At 61.7% G+C, this 16771-nt stretch carries 18 protein-coding genes and 2 tRNA genes; 8 read left to right on the top strand and 12 right to left on the bottom strand.

Annotated elements, in window-relative coordinates; genetic code table 11:
• Positions 1-200 precede the first annotated feature (200 nt).
• The 5 genes from AADW18_RS14660 to AADW18_RS14680 all read right to left on the bottom strand — a co-directional run bounded on the left by AADW18_RS14660 (position 201) and on the right by AADW18_RS14680 (position 3787).
• The gene (locus AADW18_RS14660) at positions 201-1424 is read right to left on the bottom strand and encodes an RtcB family protein (protein WP_337344287.1); all 1224 of its coding nucleotides are present in this window, start codon (positions 1422-1424) and stop codon (positions 201-203) included.
• 68 nt (positions 1425-1492) lie between these two features.
• Positions 1493-2614, bottom strand: coding sequence for a slipin family protein (locus AADW18_RS14665; RefSeq protein WP_337344288.1), 1122 nt, complete (start codon positions 2612-2614; stop codon positions 1493-1495).
• A 457-nt stretch (positions 2615-3071) separates the two neighbouring features.
• A tRNA-Thr gene (locus tag AADW18_RS14670) sits at positions 3072-3144 on the bottom strand.
• A tRNA-OTHER gene (locus AADW18_RS14675) sits at positions 3145-3213 on the bottom strand.
• Positions 3214-3664: 451 nt separating this feature from the next.
• Positions 3665-3787 (bottom strand): hypothetical protein, encoded by a 123-nt coding sequence (locus AADW18_RS14680; RefSeq protein ID WP_337344132.1) that lies wholly within the window; start codon positions 3785-3787, stop codon positions 3665-3667.
• A gap of 228 nt (positions 3788-4015) precedes the next feature.
• Here AADW18_RS14680 and AADW18_RS14685 point away from each other — a divergent pair, with 228 nt between their 5' ends.
• The 3 genes from AADW18_RS14685 (at position 4016) to AADW18_RS14695 (ending at position 6401) form a co-directional block, all read left to right on the top strand.
• Positions 4016-5074: a class I SAM-dependent methyltransferase gene (locus AADW18_RS14685; protein WP_337344133.1), complete on the top strand. Its 1059-nt coding sequence runs from the start codon at positions 4016-4018 to the stop codon at positions 5072-5074.
• A 4-nt stretch (positions 5075-5078) separates the two neighbouring features.
• Complete coding sequence (locus AADW18_RS14690; RefSeq protein ID WP_337344134.1) at positions 5079-5786, top strand: 16S rRNA pseudouridine(516) synthase; 708 nt, start codon at positions 5079-5081, stop codon at positions 5784-5786.
• Between the two features lie 162 nt (positions 5787-5948).
• The gene (locus AADW18_RS14695; protein WP_337344135.1) at positions 5949-6401 is read left to right on the top strand and encodes a transposase; all 453 of its coding nucleotides are present in this window, start codon (positions 5949-5951) and stop codon (positions 6399-6401) included.
• A 127-nt stretch (positions 6402-6528) separates the two neighbouring features.
• Here AADW18_RS14695 and AADW18_RS14700 read toward each other — a convergent pair whose 3' ends face one another.
• Together AADW18_RS14700 and AADW18_RS14705 are read right to left on the bottom strand one after the other, a co-directional pair.
• Positions 6529-7074 (bottom strand): DUF1415 domain-containing protein, encoded by a 546-nt coding sequence (locus AADW18_RS14700; protein WP_337344136.1) that lies wholly within the window; start codon positions 7072-7074, stop codon positions 6529-6531.
• 2 nt (positions 7075-7076) lie between these two features.
• Positions 7077-7559, bottom strand: a complete 483-nt coding sequence (locus tag AADW18_RS14705; RefSeq protein ID WP_337344137.1) for a YajQ family cyclic di-GMP-binding protein — start codon at positions 7557-7559, stop codon at positions 7077-7079.
• Between the two features lie 78 nt (positions 7560-7637).
• Here AADW18_RS14705 and AADW18_RS14710 point away from each other — a divergent pair, with 78 nt between their 5' ends.
• Both AADW18_RS14710 and AADW18_RS14715 read left to right on the top strand, forming a co-directional pair.
• Positions 7638-8519 (top strand): DMT family transporter, encoded by an 882-nt coding sequence (locus AADW18_RS14710; RefSeq protein ID WP_337344138.1) that lies wholly within the window; start codon positions 7638-7640, stop codon positions 8517-8519.
• 203 nt (positions 8520-8722) lie between these two features.
• Positions 8723-9265 carry a DUF1453 domain-containing protein gene (locus AADW18_RS14715; RefSeq protein WP_337344139.1) on the top strand — a complete coding sequence of 181 codons (543 nt, stop codon included), beginning with the start codon at positions 8723-8725 and terminating at the stop codon, positions 9263-9265.
• A 14-nt stretch (positions 9266-9279) separates the two neighbouring features.
• Here the strand turns inward: AADW18_RS14715 and AADW18_RS14720 are convergent, their stop codons facing one another.
• The 5 genes from AADW18_RS14720 to otsB all read right to left on the bottom strand — a co-directional run bounded on the left by AADW18_RS14720 (position 9280) and on the right by otsB (position 14619).
• Complete coding sequence (locus AADW18_RS14720; RefSeq protein ID WP_337344140.1) at positions 9280-9576, bottom strand: hypothetical protein; 297 nt, start codon at positions 9574-9576, stop codon at positions 9280-9282.
• Between the two features lie 176 nt (positions 9577-9752).
• Positions 9753-10382: an OmpW family outer membrane protein gene (locus AADW18_RS14725; RefSeq protein ID WP_337344141.1), complete on the bottom strand. Its 630-nt coding sequence runs from the start codon at positions 10380-10382 to the stop codon at positions 9753-9755.
• Positions 10383-10658: 276 nt separating this feature from the next.
• Positions 10659-12026 carry an alpha,alpha-trehalose-phosphate synthase (UDP-forming) gene (gene otsA, locus AADW18_RS14730; RefSeq protein WP_337344142.1) on the bottom strand — a complete coding sequence of 456 codons (1368 nt, stop codon included), beginning with the start codon at positions 12024-12026 and terminating at the stop codon, positions 10659-10661.
• Complete coding sequence (locus AADW18_RS14735) at positions 12023-13819, bottom strand: glycoside hydrolase family 15 protein (protein WP_337344143.1); 1797 nt, start codon at positions 13817-13819, stop codon at positions 12023-12025. The genes otsA and AADW18_RS14735 overlap by 4 nt, the downstream gene beginning before the upstream one ends.
• Entirely contained in the window at positions 13816-14619 is an 804-nt protein-coding gene (gene otsB / locus AADW18_RS14740; RefSeq protein ID WP_337344144.1) for a trehalose-phosphatase, read from the bottom strand. Before otsB ends, AADW18_RS14735 begins: the two co-directional genes overlap by 4 nt.
• A 184-nt stretch (positions 14620-14803) precedes the next feature.
• On the opposite strand from otsB, the gene AADW18_RS14745 reads away from it, so the two are divergent.
• From AADW18_RS14745 to AADW18_RS14755, 3 genes are all read left to right on the top strand, one after another.
• On the top strand, positions 14804-15259 hold the full coding sequence (locus AADW18_RS14745; protein ID WP_337344145.1) for a DMT family transporter: 456 nt from the start codon (positions 14804-14806) through the stop codon (positions 15257-15259).
• Between the two features lie 2 nt (positions 15260-15261).
• Positions 15262-15780 (top strand): DNA-deoxyinosine glycosylase, encoded by a 519-nt coding sequence (locus AADW18_RS14750; RefSeq protein WP_337344146.1) that lies wholly within the window; start codon positions 15262-15264, stop codon positions 15778-15780.
• A gap of 106 nt (positions 15781-15886) precedes the next feature.
• Positions 15887-16651, top strand: a complete 765-nt coding sequence (locus AADW18_RS14755; RefSeq protein ID WP_337344147.1) for a DUF2884 family protein — start codon at positions 15887-15889, stop codon at positions 16649-16651.
• The last annotated feature ends 120 nt before the right edge of the window (positions 16652-16771 follow it).

Here is a 16771-nt window from a genome sequence, read left to right on the forward strand (position 1 = left end):
CTCTGGTTTTGCCCACAAAAAAACTTGGGGGGTGTGGGTCAAAGCTGCCGCGTCGGGGGGGGGTGGGGGCCGGCCCGCCCCCCACCACTCCCGCAAGAGAATCCGAACAGCGATTGAAGCCGCCTGTTTGCCATCCAGACGCGCTGCGGCGCGTTCTTAATCGCGCACTCTGTACGGCTACCGGGGCGCGGGCAGCCGAGCTACCCCTTGATGCAGACTACCTGGCGCAGCGTATGCACCACTTCCACCAGATCGCTCTGCGCCGCCATGACGGCATCGATCGGCTTGTAGGCCGCCGGTGATTCGTCGATGACTGCCGCGTCCTTGCGGCATTCCACATGGGCGGTGGCTTCGCGGTGCTGCTTCAGCGTGATCTGCTGACGTGCGGCGGTACGGCTCATCACGCGGCCTGCGCCGTGGCTGCAGCTGTGGAAGCTCTCCGGATTGCCCTTGCCGCGCACGATATAACTCTGCGTGCCCATGCTGCCCGGAATGATGCCCAACTCGCCATCGCGCGCGCTGACGGCACCCTTGCGGGTGACCAGAAGCTCCTCACCGCCGTGCATCTCCTTCTGCACGTAGTTGTGGTGGCAGTTGACCGCCAGCTTCTCCAACTGGAACTTCGGCAGACGGTGGCGCATCTCCGCCAGCACCCGCGCCATCATCGCTTCACGGTTCGCGCGGGCATAGTCCTGCGCCCACGACACCGCTTCCACGTAATCGTCGAACAACGGCTCGCCTTCCATGAAGAAAGCCAGATCCTTGTCCGGCAGGTGAAAGCCGAGCACGCGATGAGCCAACTGCTCGCGTGCCTGTTCGATGAAGTAGGTGCCGATCAAGTTGCCGGTACCGCGTGAGCCGCTGTGCAGCATTACCCACACCGCGCCGGTTTCATCCAGGCAGATTTCGATGAAATGATTGCCGCCGCCCAAGGTGCCGATCTGGCGATCGAGCTTGTCGGTGCGGATCCTGCGGTGCTTGGCCTTGATGGCTTCCAGTCGCGTCACCAGACCCGATTGCGCCAGTCGCGTTTCATGACTGTCCGGCAGACGGCGGTGTTCGCCGCCAGGACCATTGCCCACCGGCACACTGCGCTCGATGCTGGAGCGTAGTTGCGCCAGGTTGTCCGGCAGATCGCTGGCGCGCAGCGTGGTGCGCACCGCGGCCATGCCGCAGCCAATGTCGACACCGACCGCCGCGGGGATGATCGCGCCGCGGGTGGGAATGACCGAACCCACGGTGGCGCCCTTGCCCAGATGCACGTCAGGCATCACCGCGACCCAGGGCCCAACGAAGGGAATGGACGCGATATTGCGCAGCTGTTCGTGCGCCTGTGCTTCCAGCGGCACGCCGTGTACCCAGCCTTTGATCGGAGTGCTGCTGCCTTCGGCATGCAGCCATTCGAAATGTTGTGTGTTCATGATGCTTCTTCCATTGAAGTAAAAATTGCCCCCTCTCCCGTTCACGCGGGGTGAGCGGGAAAGGGGCGGTGCTACTGCTTCAGACTCACCAACTGCTTCAGCACGCCATCCAGGCCGCCGAACACGGTCAGCTTGTCGATCTTCTCCGTGACCTTTTCCAGCGCCTCCAGCTCCTTGAGGCGCATCAACACCGGACTCTCCTCGATCAGACGCGCAGTGTTGAGCAGCGAACGCGTGGCGTTCGCTTCCTCACGGCGGCGGATCACGTTGGCCTGAGCCGTCTTCTCCGCCTGCACCACACCGTTGAGGATGTCCTTCATCTCACCCGGCAGGATCACGTCCTTCACGCCGACGCCCAGCACTTCCATGCCCAGCTCGCCGACCTGGCCGCGCACGTACGCGAAAATGTCCGCATCCAGCGAGGCCTTGTCGCCCAGCAGCTCGTCCAGCGTCTTGGCGGAAACCGCCTTACGCAGGCCGTACTGCAGTTCGCGGTACAGGTGATCGCCGTACTTGGCTACCTTGGTACGCGCCGCGACCGGGTCGGTCACGCGCATGCTGGCGGCCAGGTTCACACGCAACGACACCTTGTCCTTGGTCAACAGTTCCTGGCCCGAGACCTCCAGCGACTGCACGCGCAAGTCGATCACTTCCGCGAACACGTTCTTCTGGAAGTTCCAGAAGGCGTACGCACCCGCACCCAGCGTGCTCACCAACTTGCCGTCGATGAACAGCAGGCCTGCCGATTGCGCGGGCACATCGACCGCTACAGCGACCTTGGTCAACAAGCCCAACTGGCGCAGGCGCTTGACCACCGCGGCATCGATTTCCAGCGTGCCAGCGAGTGACACGGTCTGCACGTCGACCTGCATCAAACCCTTCCAGTACAGCTTGCGAGTACCCGGGGCCAGCACGTCTTCAAGTTTTCCGTTCTTCGATGCCAGACCGACCTGCTGCATGCCGATATCCGCCAGCACGAAGTGCGTGGACAAACCCGCACCCAGCTGTGCGATCAACACATCGGCGTCGCCGGCGTATTCCGGCTTGGTCAGGTTGTGCACGGCGACGACGCTTCGATCCAGCGGATCGAAGAACGTGTAGACGCCCGGCGCGAGCAGACGCTCGAACCGACGGTTGCGATACACCAGGCCGCGTTCGCCGTCACCGATCACGACCCTCTTGGTCCAGAACATGCTCTTTAGAGTCATGGTTTATTTCCTTGTCGGCTCTGGTGGTCCGATCCGTTGATGCTGTGCTCACGCGGAGGATCGGTTACCGCGCTGCTGGCCCCTCCCCCTGTGAAGACAGGGGGAGGTTGGGAGGGGGTGCTGTGGCATCTCATGAACCACGAAACCCCTCCTCAACCCTCCTCTGCCTTCGCAGGAGAGGGAGTAAGAAGTGGAAACGCCCCGTGACGCCGATGCAGCGGGAATCGCGCGCTGTCCGCGGGGAGTCCGGCATGCCTGTCGATGCTCGCGATGTTCCGCTTGCGTCGATTTCGATACCGTTCCGCCCGCCTCAAGGACGTGGCTCTGGCTGCACCGCCGCTGCCTTGTTCCGTGCCACACCGTCCTTGGCGTGAGCACGAAACGCCGCATGGGGCGTTTCCGGGTGGGGACTTTCGTCCCGGTGTCATGACGTAACAGGTCATGGTTTGGAGCGGGAGTCGAACCCGCGACTGACAGATTACAAATCTGCTGCTCTACCCAACTGAGCTATCCAGTGGTGGACGAACCGGATTCGAACCGGTGCCAACGGCTTTCGCCGCTGCTCGACCGCTGAGCTTTCGTCCGCTCGTGAAACACCTTCTCCCACGCTTCGGCATACGCCACGGCAAAGCCGTGCGCACCGGACGGGCCTGCTCTATGAAAGCAGTAACCCATGCCGCTGAAACGTGTTCGATCGATGTTCCATATTGCCGGCTGTCGCCAACCGGCAATGCATGTAGGCGCATTGCGCCTAAACTTTCATCAACCCATACCGCGCCACTCGCGTCGAAGCATCACAACGCGGCGCACATGCGCCCGTTGCCGCCGCGCCCCTGCCTCGGCGTGCAATCAGGCACACCGGATGCTTCAGGGCGGAAACTAAGTTCCGTTGATGGGATTGACTGAACTCTTTCGATGCATACGCATCCCTTGCGAACGCTAGAAACAAAACGCCCCCGGGGCTTGCGACCCGAGGGCGTTCGCGTTGCCTCGGGAGATCGGGGTGGCCGATCTCCCAGGGAGTTCAGCCGTAGATCAGGTGTCCATGTACCGATTGCGTTCGCCACGCAGGCCGTCGCAGGCCAGGCGCGCACGGGCATCCGCGCCGTGGCATGGCCACAGGGCAAACACGATCGCGGTGACGAAGTTAGGTTTCATGGAGGTGTCTTCTAAAAAAACGTTCGTTGAAAAGCGGTAGCTGAAAAAATCGCCACAAGAGGCGAAGGCCGCGCACGATACCCGGGTTATTTTGTTCGTGCAACTATTTTTTAACAAGATAATCGTCATCCCGACAAACGGTCGCACCCCGTTGCCGAACGCAAGAAGACATGAGCGGATGCACCGGCAGGTAGAATCGCGACCGCCTTTCCTTTTTCGTGATGCATCTTGGCCACTCCTCATTCCGATCCCGCGCTGGATACGTTGTTCCTGCCGTTCTCGCATGGACCATTAACTTGGCCTGCAGGAGATGTGTTGTTCCTGCGCGCCCGCGACGGCGCCGGGCTGCGGCAGTTTCCGCTTGCACGGCTGGTATGCGAGCAGAGCTTCAAGCCGTTCGCCGATGAGCTTTCGCGCGCAGGTTTGCAGGTCATTCCGGAGGCTTCACCTGCAAGTGCCGATGTGCGCTATCCGCTGGTGCTTGTGCTGCCGCCGCGGCAACGCGACGAAGCGCGCGCCTTGTTCGCTCGCGCCACCGCACTGACGGCACCGGGCGGCACCGTGGTGGCGAGCATGACCAACAACGAAGGCGCCAAGTCCGGCGAGGGCGATCTGAAGCAGCTGACCGGATTGGGCGGCAGCCTGACCAAGCATCACTGCCGCGCTTTCTGGACTCGACCGCTCGATGGCGGCATCGACACTACGTTGCGCGACAAGTGGTTGGCGCTGGATTCGCCACGGGCCATCTTGGACGGCCGTTTCATTAGTCGGCCCGGAGTATTCGCGTGGGATCGCATCGATCCGGCATCATCGCTACTGGTCGAAAAATTGCCGTCGGATCTTGCTGGTCATGGCGCGGACCTGGGCGCCGGATTTGGCTACCTGTCGGCTGAGGTGCTGTCGCGTTGCCCCAAGGTGCAGGCGCTCGATCTGTATGAAGCCGAAGCCCGCGCATTGGATCTGGCGCAGCAGAATCTGGCGAAACAGGCATCGTCCGCGCAGCTGGAATATCTGTGGCATGACGTCACCACCGGCCTGCCGAAACGCTACGATTTCATCGTCAGCAATCCGCCCTTCCATACGCAGAGCCGCGCGGACCGGCCGGATATCGGCCGCCGTTTCATCGCGGTCGCGGCGGAAGCGCTGAAGCCCGGAGGCCGTCTTTGGCTGGTCGCCAACCGTCATCTTCCCTACGAGGAGACACTCAATGCCAGCTTCGGCCAAGTGCGCGTGGCGGGTGAGCGCGATGGTTTCAAGGTGATCGAAGCGATCAAGGCGAGACGCTGAGACGATGAAGATAGTCAAGCACATCGCCAACCTCGGCTACGGAAGCCGCAAGCAGGTAGCACTTATGTTTCGCGAAGGACGCGTCACCGACGCCGCGGGCGAAGTGTTGTACGCCGATGACCCCGTCGATCACGACAACATCCGCGTCGATAGCGAACCGCTGGACCCGCCACCAGGATTGATCCTGCTACTGCACAAGCCAGTCGGCTATACCTGTTCCACCAAGGATCCGGGCCGCATCATCTACGACTTGCTGCCGCCGCGCTTCCGGCTACGTTCGCCGCTGCTGTCGCCGGTGGGCCGCCTGGATCGCGACACCAGCGGACTGTTGTTGATGACCGACGACGGCGCGCTTCTGCATCGCATCGTGTCGCCCAAGTCGAAGCTTCCCAAGATTTATGAAGCAACATTGGCGCAAGACCTGCGCGGCGATGAAAGCGCGCTCTTCGCCAGCGGCACCCTGATGCTGGAAACCGAACAAACGCCATTGGCACCCGCGGGATTGGAAGTGCTCGGCCCGCGCCATGCACGGCTGACATTGACGGAAGGCCGCTACCATCAGGTCCGCCGCATGTTCGCCGCCGTCGGCAACCATGTGGAAGCACTGCACCGCAGCGAGGTGGGCGGGTTGCAGCTAGGCGATCTGCCGGCTGGACAGTGGCGGCCGTTGGAGGAAGCAGACCTGCGTAAGCTTTTCGATGTGGGTGGTTGATACGGTCGCGACTCACATCGCTCCCACAAGTTAATCGTCACGGTGGGAGCGACGTGAGTCGCGACAGCTCCAGAACCTTCTGACAACGGAAACCGCAATTCCCCGATAGCAGTGGGAGATACAGCGGTGAACCATGCATGCTCCCGATCGGAGATCGCATGCATGCTGGGCTACGCCACACTAAGAAAAGGCCGGAATCCCATCACTGGCCAGATATATCTGGTGACGTTCACCACCGCAAGCCGCGCCAAGCTCTTTGAAGATCATGACCTCGCGCGCCTGGCTGCGCAGGCCATGACCGACCGGCGACTGTGGTATCGCTCGCAGTTGTTGGCTTGGGTGCTGATGCCGGATCATTGGCACGGCCTGATCGAGCTTGGGGCCATGGACAGCCTTTCGATTATCGTGCAGAAGCTGAAGAGCAATAGCGCCCGCCGCATGCGGACGGAATATCCGGCAACGGGAGCGGTTTGGGAAAAAGGATTCCATGATCGCGCTATCCGCACCGAATCCACCATCAAGCCTGCGGCTAGATATATCGTGTCCAATCCCCTGAGGGCTGGGCTGGTGAGTCATCCAGGCGAATATCCATATTGGCATTCGGTCTGGTTGTAGGCCACGAGAGATAAACCTTTCTGGCGCCGCTAACGATGTGGACTGGCTGGTCGCGACAGTTCCAGAACCTTCGACAACGGGTTGCATATTCCCCCGACAGAGCTCGGATTGCGGAGATGAATCGAACTCAATCGGAGAACAGCTTGCGCCAGCCGTCCGTGCCTAGCTTGTCAAGCGTCTCCAGGTTTCTCTCGACGATCACATCGGGGTCGGGAAACACCTCCACCGCACGATCGATGCTGGCTTCGCGCAGCAAATGCAGGGTGGGATAGGGCGAACGGTTGCTGTAGTTGCCGATGTCGTCGTCGGCGGTGCCAGCGAATCGATACTCGGGGTGGAAGCTGGCTACCTGCAGCACGCCCTGCAGATCCAGTGCTTCGACGGCGGCGTCCGCGTTGTCCAGGAAGTCGTTGTAGTCCAGGAAATCAGTCAACACGTCGGGGTGGATGATCAGCGTGGTGTCGATTTGTTCGGGGTCGGCATCGCGCAGATACACCAGTTCTTCCGCCAGCTGTTCCAGCAGGGCCTCGGGTGTCGTTGCGTCGCTCAGCACGAAACGCACCTGCTGCTTTACGTAGACGGCTTTGGCGAATGGGCAGAGATTCAGGCCGATTACCGCCCGCTCGAGCCAGCGCCGGGTGGCTGCGATCGGCTCTTCGGAGATCGGGTCCATGTTCAATCGCGGAAGTTGTCGAACTGCAGCGGAAGCTCGAACTCGCTTTTCTTCAACAGTGCGATGGCTTCCTGCAGATCGTCGCGTTTCTTGCCATTGACTCGCAGCTTGTCGCCATTGATCTGGCTTTCCACCTTCAGCTTGGCTTCCTTCAAGGTGGCGGCGATCTTCTTGGCGATCTTCTGCTCGATGCCCTGCTTGACCGTGATCTTCTGGCGGGCACCGGCCAGGTTGGATTCCATATCGCCTTCTTCCAGGCAGCGCACGTCAATGCCGCGCGCGATCAGGCGGGCGCGCAGGATGTCGGACATCTGCTTGAGCTGGAAATCGCTGGGCGCGGACTGGCTGATCACGTTTTCTTCCAGCACGAACTTGGCGTCCACGCCCTTGAAATCAAAGCGGGTGGACAGTTCACGGTTAGCTTGATCGACCGCGTTGGTCAGTTCGTGGCGGTCGACTTCGGAAATGACGTCGAAAGAAGGCATGGCGGGGTTTCCATCGGGTTAGCCGGTGATTTTACGCGGTCCCGCTGCGCTGCGCCTGTGAGCAAGTGATAATGCGGCATGACTCCCCGCCACCCCCAACTTTCCGCCATTGGCCTGATGCTGCTGGCGGTGCTGATGTTCGCGCTGATGGATGCCGGCCTGAAGCTGCTTTCGTCGCATTACCCGTCTCTGCAGGTTTCGGCGTTGCGCGGGCTTTCATCGCTACCGATCGTAGCGATATGGGTATTTGCGACGGTCAAGCCGAGCAGCCTGCTGCGGGTGCATTGGCCCCTGCATCTGCTGCGTGGCGCATTGGGTATCGCGATGATGGTCGGCTTCGTTTACGGCCTTCGAACGCTGCCGCTATCCACCGTCTATGCCATCACGTTCGTCGCGCCGCTGTTGGTCACCGCGATGGCAGGGCCGTTGTTGAAGGAGAAAGTCGGCCCGGGGCGATGGATCGCGATCATTGTCGGCCTGATCGGCGTGCTGGTGGTCTTGCGGCCGACCGGGGCGGGGATGCTGACCGCGGGCGGGTTGGCCATATTGGGCGCGGCGGTGTGCTACGCCGCCGGCGCGATCACGGTGCGCATGCTGGCGCAGCGCGACAGCACGCAGTCGATGGTGTTCTGGTTCATGGTGCTGCTGTCGCTGGGTGCCTGGCTATTGGCGCTCCCCGGATGGAAGCCGCTCCTTGCCGGCGACATTTGGATCATCGTCGGCGTGGGGGTGGCGGGCTCGCTGGCCCAGGTGGCGTTGACGGAGGCGTTCCGCCGTGGTGAGGCGTCGCTGATCGCTCCGCTGGAGTACAGCGCGTTGCTTTGGGGCGTGATATTGGATGTCGCGTTGTGGGGTGTACTGCCGGATAGCATCACCTGGATAGGCGCGGCGATTATCGTGGCTAGCGGTTTGTACCTGCTGCGCCGGGAAAAGGTGCATGTGGAAGCTGAGCGGCCTTGACTACGCAACAGCAAGAGCAAATCCCCCTCAGTCCCCCTTTACAAAGGGGGAGGCAAAGCTAGAGCCTCGCTCGCTTTCCCGCTTTCCCGCTTTCCCGCTTTCCCGCTTTCCCGCTTTCCCGCTTTCCCGCTTTCCCGCTTTCCCGCTTTCTCCATTCCCCATTCCCCATTCCCCATTCCCCGCAATACGGCATGATGCCGGGCATGCCCGTCCTGATCATTCCCCTGCTGCTGGCCGTCATGCTGGTGTTGTGGCTGGTGCTGCTGCCGCTGTCGCTTTGGCAGCGCTATCGCTATGGCAAGGCGCGCAGGATGGCGCGTCCCTGGCTGGTGGCTGTGAATGCGTGGGGGCTGCTGCTGTCGGTCGCGGTATTTGTGATGGTAAGCGCGATCAGTGCGGTCTGGTGGCCCGGAAGTCTCGGTTATGCCGCAGCTGGCCTTGGGGTTGGCATCGTCATCGGTGGCCTGGGTCTTGCGATCACTCGTTTCGAAATTACGCCGCTGGGGCTGTTCTATCGCCCTAATCCTTGGCTGACATTGGCGCTGACGTTGTTGATCGCTGGACGCATCGTCATGGGATTCGTGCAGGTGTATCGGCAATGGCGCGGCGGCGAGGCGGAAAGTTTTCTCGCCGCACTGGATCACGCCAGCCTGCTGGCCGTGGCTGGCCTGTTGCTGGGGTACTACTTGGCTTACGCCTGGGGGTTGAAATGGCGATTAGCACGGCTGGCGCGGTTGCTGCGGTAGGCGCGCGCGGCCGATCAGAACTCGTCTACGATCTCGATCGCACCCTTGAACCGGTCGTTGTTAGCGGCTCGTTCCACCAGCGCGTAAACGCGACGCACACCTTCTTCGTTTGGGGCTTCGATTTCCAGCTGATGAAAGCCAGGTGAAGCATCGTCAGGAAGACCGGCCGAACTCGAATCCTCATCGTCTCCATGTGGCATCAGGTCGCCCACTTCCTCCACATGCTCTATACCTTCGATGGATTGCAGGTTATTCATCAACTCTTGATTAACGTCTTCACTGGCACTTACACGCAGTCGAACGGTGGGCATGGCGCTTCTCCGTATGGATTCGTTACTCACCCACACGCTACCCGGCGCTTTGCTAAGGCCACGTATTCGCAGAATTTGTATTCCATAAAGAAGGGATTCCATAAAAGGAAAGGCGGCAAAAGAAAGGCGGCGGGTCCGTGAAGACCCGCCGCCTGGGTATCGCAACGCTGACTGGATCAGAAGCGCGCGCCGATGCCGACACCCACGGTCCATGGATCGATGGTCAGTTCTTCACCCGTGCCCTGGCCGGCGATCCGCATCTCCGAGTCGCCCTTCATGTAGCGGGCATCGGCGCGGGCGAACCAGCGGCTGGTGATGTTGAAGTCGACGCCGGCAGTGGCGATGGCACCCTTCGCGGTGTCCAAGCCTACGTGCGCGCCATCACCGCCGATGCTCTCGTTGCTGAAGTTGGACTCGTAATAGCCCAGGCCCACGAACGGACGGATGGCCTTGTCCGGCGCGCCGAAGTGATACTGGCCGCTCAACGCGATCGGCTGCTGATCGATGCTGCCGATCTTGCCTTGGTCGCCGCGGACGCGATGATTGAACTTGTCAGCAGCGCCCCAGAGTTCGATGGCGATATTGTCGGTGGCGTACCAGCTGGCGCTCAGCGTCGGCGCGGTGCCGCCGTCGACGTCGATGCGTGCACCTGGCAGGGGATCGGAATCAGGCTGCAGGATGGCAGCGCCGCCTACGACGGCGAAACGCTTGCCAGCAGCGGTATCAGTGGTGTCCTGCGCGAAAGCGGCAGGCGCGAAGGCCAGCAAAGAGGCCACGGCGAGAGTCAAAGAACGAATGGAATTCATGGGGGAGCTCCTTAATTTTCTGTTATGTGCCCAAAGGGCGTGCGCACGGTAACCAAACCGGCATGAACCTCGGCCCGTTCGCGAAATGAATTGATCATGGAAAATCCAGCGAAGGTTCAGTTTCGTTTTGAACCGAACGAATATTCGTACTCGTTCCTTGGGCACTTTCGACGTGATGTCCTATTGTGAGAGCGACGTAAGTCGCGATGAAGTTTCACCGGTAAAGCTTCATCGCGACTTACGTCGCTCCCACACGTTGAGCAGTCGGCTCTGAGTTCAGCCCGATTCCAACTCGCTCAGATAGCGCTTGCGCCAGGTATTGATGTCGTTACTGCGCAGCGTCTGCATCATCGCCTGCCAGCGCTCGATGCGTTTGGACTTGGCCATGGTGGCGGCGATCGCGATGGCATCCGCCACGCCATCCAGATCGTAGGGATTGATCATCAGCGCTTCGGTCATTTCGTCGGCGGCGCCGGCGAACAGTGAAAGCACCAGCACGCCGGGGTCCTCGGGATCCTGCGCGGCGACGAATTCCTTGGCTACCAGGTTCATGCCGTCGCGCAATGGCGTGACCAGCGCCACGCGCGCCATGCGATAGAAACCGGTCAATGTGGCATGGGCGAAGTTGCGGTTGACGTAGCGCAGCGGCGTCCAATCCGGTTCGGCATGATTGCCGTTGATGTGGCCGGCGATCTGCTCCAACTGGTTGCGCAACGTCTGGTATTCGGCGACGTCTCCGCGCGAGATCGGCGCGATCTGCAGGTAAGTCAGGTGCCCCTTCTGGTCTGGATGGCGTTCCAGGTAGCGCTCGTAGCCATGGAAACGTTCCGGCAAGCCCTTGGAATAATCCAGCCGATCCACGCCGATCGCCAATTGCCGCGGTTGCAGGCTAGCACGCAACGACTTGACTGCTGGCTTGCCCATGGCGGCGCGCGCCTGGGTGGCGATCAGTTCGGTATCGATGCTGATCGGGAATGCGCCAGTGCGCACCCGCCGTCCGCCCGGCACTTCGAACCAGCCATCCTTCAACAGCTTGCCGCCGCCGAACAGCCGCACATAGGCGAGAAACCGATCCACGTCCCGTTGCGTCTGGAAGCCAACCAGATCGTAGGCATAGAGACTGCGGAACAGGACTTCATGTTCCGGCAGCGCCACCATCAGATCGCACGAAGGCATGGGAACGTGCAGGAAGAACCCCATGCGACAGCCGACGCCACGTTCGCGCAGCAACGACGCCAGGGGAATCAAATGGTAGTCATGGATCCAGACGATGTCGTCTTCGCGCAACAGCGGCGCCAGCTTTTCGGCGAACAAGGCATTGACCCGGCGATAGCCTTCGCGCGTGGCGCGGTCGTAATCCACCAAGTCCAGGCGGAAGTGCAATAGCGGCCAGAGAGTGCGATTGGCGAAACCGTTGTAGTACGCGTCGTGATCGCGACGATTGAGATCCATGGTGACGAAGCGGATCCCGCCGTCGCTCTGGTCATGCAGGCGGCCACTTTCCTCGCGCGTGACCTTGCCGCTCCAGCCGAACCACAAGCCGCCACGCTCTCGCAGCGCGGCCAGCAACCCCACCGCCAGTCCCCCCGCACGACTTTCCCCGGGCAACGCGACCCGGTTCGACACCACCACCAGGCGACTCACGAAGCCTCCTGCCAGGAGCGCGACAGGCGCATGGCAGCAATGATCAGGCCGACGTGCGAATAGGTCTGCGGGAAGTTGCCCCACGCTTCGCCATCTTCGAACGCGAGATCCTCCGACAACAATCCCAGATGATTCCTGCGCGCCAGGATGCGTTCGAACAGCTCTCGTGCTTCTTCTTTGCGTCCGATAGCGGCCAGCGCGTCGATGTACCAGAAGGTGCACAGCGTGAAGCTGGTTTCCGGCGTGCCGAAGTCGTCCGGCGCGATATAGCGGAACAGCGCATCGCCGCGCCGCAGGAAGCGCCCAATCGCGTCCACGGTGCCGATGAAGCGTGGATCCTCCGCTGCGATGAAACCGATATCCGACAGCAGCAACAGCGAAGCATCCAGGCGTTCGCCGCCGAAAGTGTCGGTGAAATGCCCGCGTTCCTCGCTCCAGGCTTCGGCCAGCACCCTGGCCTTCACCGTGTCCGCACGTTGACGCCAGTGCATCGCGCGCTCGTCTAGTTGCAAGCGTGCGGCGATCTTGGCCAGGCGGTCACACGCGGCCCAGCACATCACGCTGGTGTAGGTGTGCACTTCGGCGCGGCTACGGAATTCCCACAGTCCGGCATCGGGTTGATCGTGCAAGGCGAAGGCGCGTTCACCCAAAGGTTCCAGGCGCTTGAACGTATCTTCGGTACCCGGGTCGACCAAGCGCTGATCGAAGAAGAGCTGGGTCGAGGCCAACACCACGCTGCCATACACATCATGTTGCTTCTGTATCCACGCCAGGTTGCCGCGCCGCACCGGACCCATGCCGCGATAGCCGGACAGCGTCTCGACCTCGTGCTCATGGAGTTGTTCCTCGAACCCGATGCCATACAGCGGTTGCAGCGTGCCGTCGCCGGTAGCGATGTTGAAGATGTAGCGCAGGAAGCCTTCCATCGTGCGCGTGGCGCCCAACCGGTTCAGCGCTCTGACCACGAACGCCGCATCGCGCAGCCAGCAATAGCGGTAGTCCCAATTGCGCGAAGTGTTGGGTGCCTCGGGGATGGAGGTAGTCATCGCGGCAATGATCGCGCCGCTGTCCTCGTACTGGCACAGCTTCAACGTGATGGCGCTACGGATGACGGCGTCCTGCCACTCCAGCGGTATGGATAGATAGCGGACCCATTCGTACCAGTAATCGGCGGTGTGCTCGCGTGCTTCACGCACGAAGCCGGCGACGCCGCGGGTCAGCGATTCGTCCGGACCCAGCACGAGATTCATCGGATGGCTAAGAACGAAAGCCGACTCGTCGCGAATGAACCGCACCGGTACATCGCCGGTCAGGCGCAAGGTGAAATCGGGCAGCAGCCAGCGGACATGGTTGCTGCCCCAGGTGGAGTCGGGCACGCGTCCGCCCCAATCCGCCAGCGGCCGCACACGTACGCGGATGCGCGGACTGCCCGAGAGCGGAGTCACCTGTCGGATCAGCATGACCGGGCGATAAAACCGATCGTGACGGCGCCAGCGTGGTGCGAAGTCGATGATCTCCACGGCGCCGCCATGGCGGTCACGCAGCACGGTGCGCAGGATGGCGGTGTTCTTGAGGTAGCTCTGCTCGCTGTCGACGAAATCTTCCAGCTCGATGGAGAAATCGCCGCCATCGTGATCGCGCGGCGAGAGCAGCGCGCAGAACGCCGGATCACCGTCGAACGCGGGCAGGCAACTCCACACCACGCGTCCGCGTTTGTCGACCAATGCACCAAAGCTGCCGTTGCCGATTACGCCCAGGTCGAGGCTGGCCAGGTCGGGGCTAGCTTGATTCATGCGGTCTCTCCGTCGTCGGATCCAGGAAGCAGGGCGCCTGCAGGGGGAGCCTCCGCGGGGCATTGAGCGCGCAGCCAGACGTGCACCGCAGCGGGATCGGCGAGTGCGTAGGTGGCGTGGCTGCTTTCGCGCTCGCCGACCAGCACACTCCAGCCGCCCAGCTTATGCACGGCCTCGAACCCATACTCGTCGGTCAGGTCGTCGCCGACGAAAACCGGCGTACGCCCACTGAAGGGCGGGTCCCGCATCATCGTTACCACTGCGCGACCTTTGTCGACGTGTGCCGGAACCAGTTCGACAACATGGTCGCCCGGTTGCAGCCGGTAGCCTTCGATATTCCCGATAAGGGTTTCGGCGAAGGCGCGTACGTAGTCCGCCGCTTGCGGTGCCGCGCGCCAATGCAACGCCACGTGGCTGCCTTTGTCTTCGACCGCCACGCCGGGATATTCACCCGCGAAGCGTGCTGCTTCACGTTTGAAGCGGTCGAGCGCGGGCGAGGTTTCCGGCGGCCTTGATGCCGCCCCGCCACGAAACTGATGGCCATGCAGTCCGGCCGCGGGCAGTTGCAACGGCGAGAACAGCCGGTCCAACTGCTCCAGCGGGCGTCCGCTGACTAACGCCACGGCGCCTTGCAGCCGGTCGCTGATGGCTTGAATGATGGGCAATGCACCTGCGGGCAGGCTGACGCGATCCGGTTGGACCGCGAAATCGAGCAAAGTGCCGTCCACATCCAGGAACAGCGCGCAAGCGTCGTTCAATGAAGGTGGCGGCGGGCGGCGAAGGGGGGTCGCAGCTGCCATGCCGGACATTGTGCCTGATGAAGAATGAGCGTTTCGTTGGTTCGTAGATAAGCGGGCTTTCTGTCGCATTCGTTGCATTGCACGTTGCGGGATGTGAAGAACCAGTGCTTTTGCCGCCATCCGATGTCATTTTCCTGATGCGGCTTCCCGTATCGTGACGCGTTTCTGGTGCGGGAGAATCGGAATGAATGCTGTGAGTTTGGGACTGGCGATACTTATCGGCACATTGTTGCCGTTGCAGGCGCTGATCAATGCGGCTTTGGGAAAGCAGACTTTCGGGGCGGTGTTCGCTTCCCTGGTTTCGTTCTCCGTCGGCACCGGCGTGCTGGTGCTGTGGTGGCTGGCGTCGCGGCCGGCGTTCGAAGCCTCCGTATTGGGCAAGGTGCCTTGGTGGGCATGGACCGGCGGTGCCATTGGTGCGGTCTACGTTGCCGCTTCCACATTGCTGATTCCGCGCATGGGCGCAGCTGCCTTGATCTGCCTGGTGGTATTCGGACAGCTGATGGGATCGCTTTTGCTCGACCATTTCGGTGTGCTGCACACACGCCAGCCCGTCGATCTGCTGCGAGTGGTGGGTGCCGTATTGGTAGCGGTCGGTGCGTTGCTGGTGGTTCGTCCCTGGGCCGCGCAAGGCGGTTGACGGTGTCCATCACGTTGCGCGGACTACCGTCGCGAATTGCCCCGGGATGTCACGCATTGGTGTTGGGCTCGATGCCGGGCGGCGCATCGCTGAGCGCGGGCCAGTACTACGCGCATCCGCGCAACCGCTTCTGGCCGCTGATGCACCGCTTGTGCGGCGTCGATGCCGGGCAATCCTATGAATCGCGATTGCATGCGTTGCACGCGGCTGGAATCGGCTTATGGGACGTGATTGGGGAGTGCCAGCGCAGCGGCAGCCTGGACACCGCGATCGTGCGCGATACTGAAATACCGAACCCCATCGCGGAGCGCCTGTCCGAATGGACGGAACTGCGCGTCATCGCCTTCAATGGCGGCAAGGCGGCCGAGGCTTTTCGCCGCCATGTTCAGCCTCGGCTGGATATTGCTCTCGATCGACGACGGATCGCCCTGTTGCCGCTGCCTTCGACCAGTCCTGCCAACGCCGCTTTTGGGCTGGAACGGTTAACGGAAGCATGGACGCCATTGCGGGATTATTTGTGAGCAATGATCGATGGGAGCATGACGAAGGTCATACCGCCGTTCGGCAGGCGGCGGCAGCCTTCAGCGGTGGCATGCTAAGCCCATCTGATACTGCGGGAGTGCTCTGATGATCCATCGCTACATGCGCCGTACTATCGCCTCGCTGGGATTGATGCTGCTGGCCGCCAGCGCGCAGGCCAAGGAAATCCGCTGCAATATCAAGAGCGACTACGACCTCACCATTGATGAGCGCAGCGTGATCTTCACTCGCGACAGCGGTCAGCCCAAATGGGTGGTGATGCGCCAGGGGCGTTTGTTCCTGGATGATCGATGGGTGGCTTTAAGCAAGGAGGACACTCAGCGAGTTGCCGAGTTCGAACGCAACGCGCGCAAAACCATGCCACTGGCCAGTGAGATCGCACGCGATGCCACCGAGATCGCATTTGCCGCGCTGACCGAAGTCGCGGCGGGTTTCAGCAACGATCCTGCCAATACCCGCACTTCGCTGGACAAGGCGCGCAAGACGATCGACAAGCGTCTGGCGCGCTCCATCAGCGCCAATCGTTTCAGCAGCGAAGCGATGGGCGAGGCCATCGGCCAGACCGTGGGCGAGGTGGTGCCCTTGATCATCGGCGACATCGTAGGTGGTGCGGTGCGCAGCGCCTTCACCGGCGATACCGAGCGGCTGAAAAAGATGGAGAACCTGGACAAGCAGATCGAGGCCCAAGTGGAACCGCGTGCCAAGCAACTGGAAGCCCGCGCCGAGAAGCTCTGCGGGAATTTGCAGGAGCTGGACCGCCTGGACGATGCGCTTGCGTATCGTCTGCCCGATGGTGGCCGCTTGAATTTGCTGGAAAACAAGCCGGACCAAAGCGATACCACCGAGGAATAGCGCCGTACCCAACCGGGATTTTCCCGTGCGCCCGTAGCCGCAAGGCTGCGGGCGCCATCGTTTTAGCGGCGCGATGTCCTGTGCCAGGACAAAAATAATCACCGACAGAGGTTGGCGCAT

Origin of the sequence: Pseudoxanthomonas sp. CCNWLY206-1 (genome assembly GCF_039710385.1) — a bacterium.
GTDB lineage: Bacteria > Pseudomonadota > Gammaproteobacteria > Xanthomonadales > Xanthomonadaceae > Pseudoxanthomonas_A.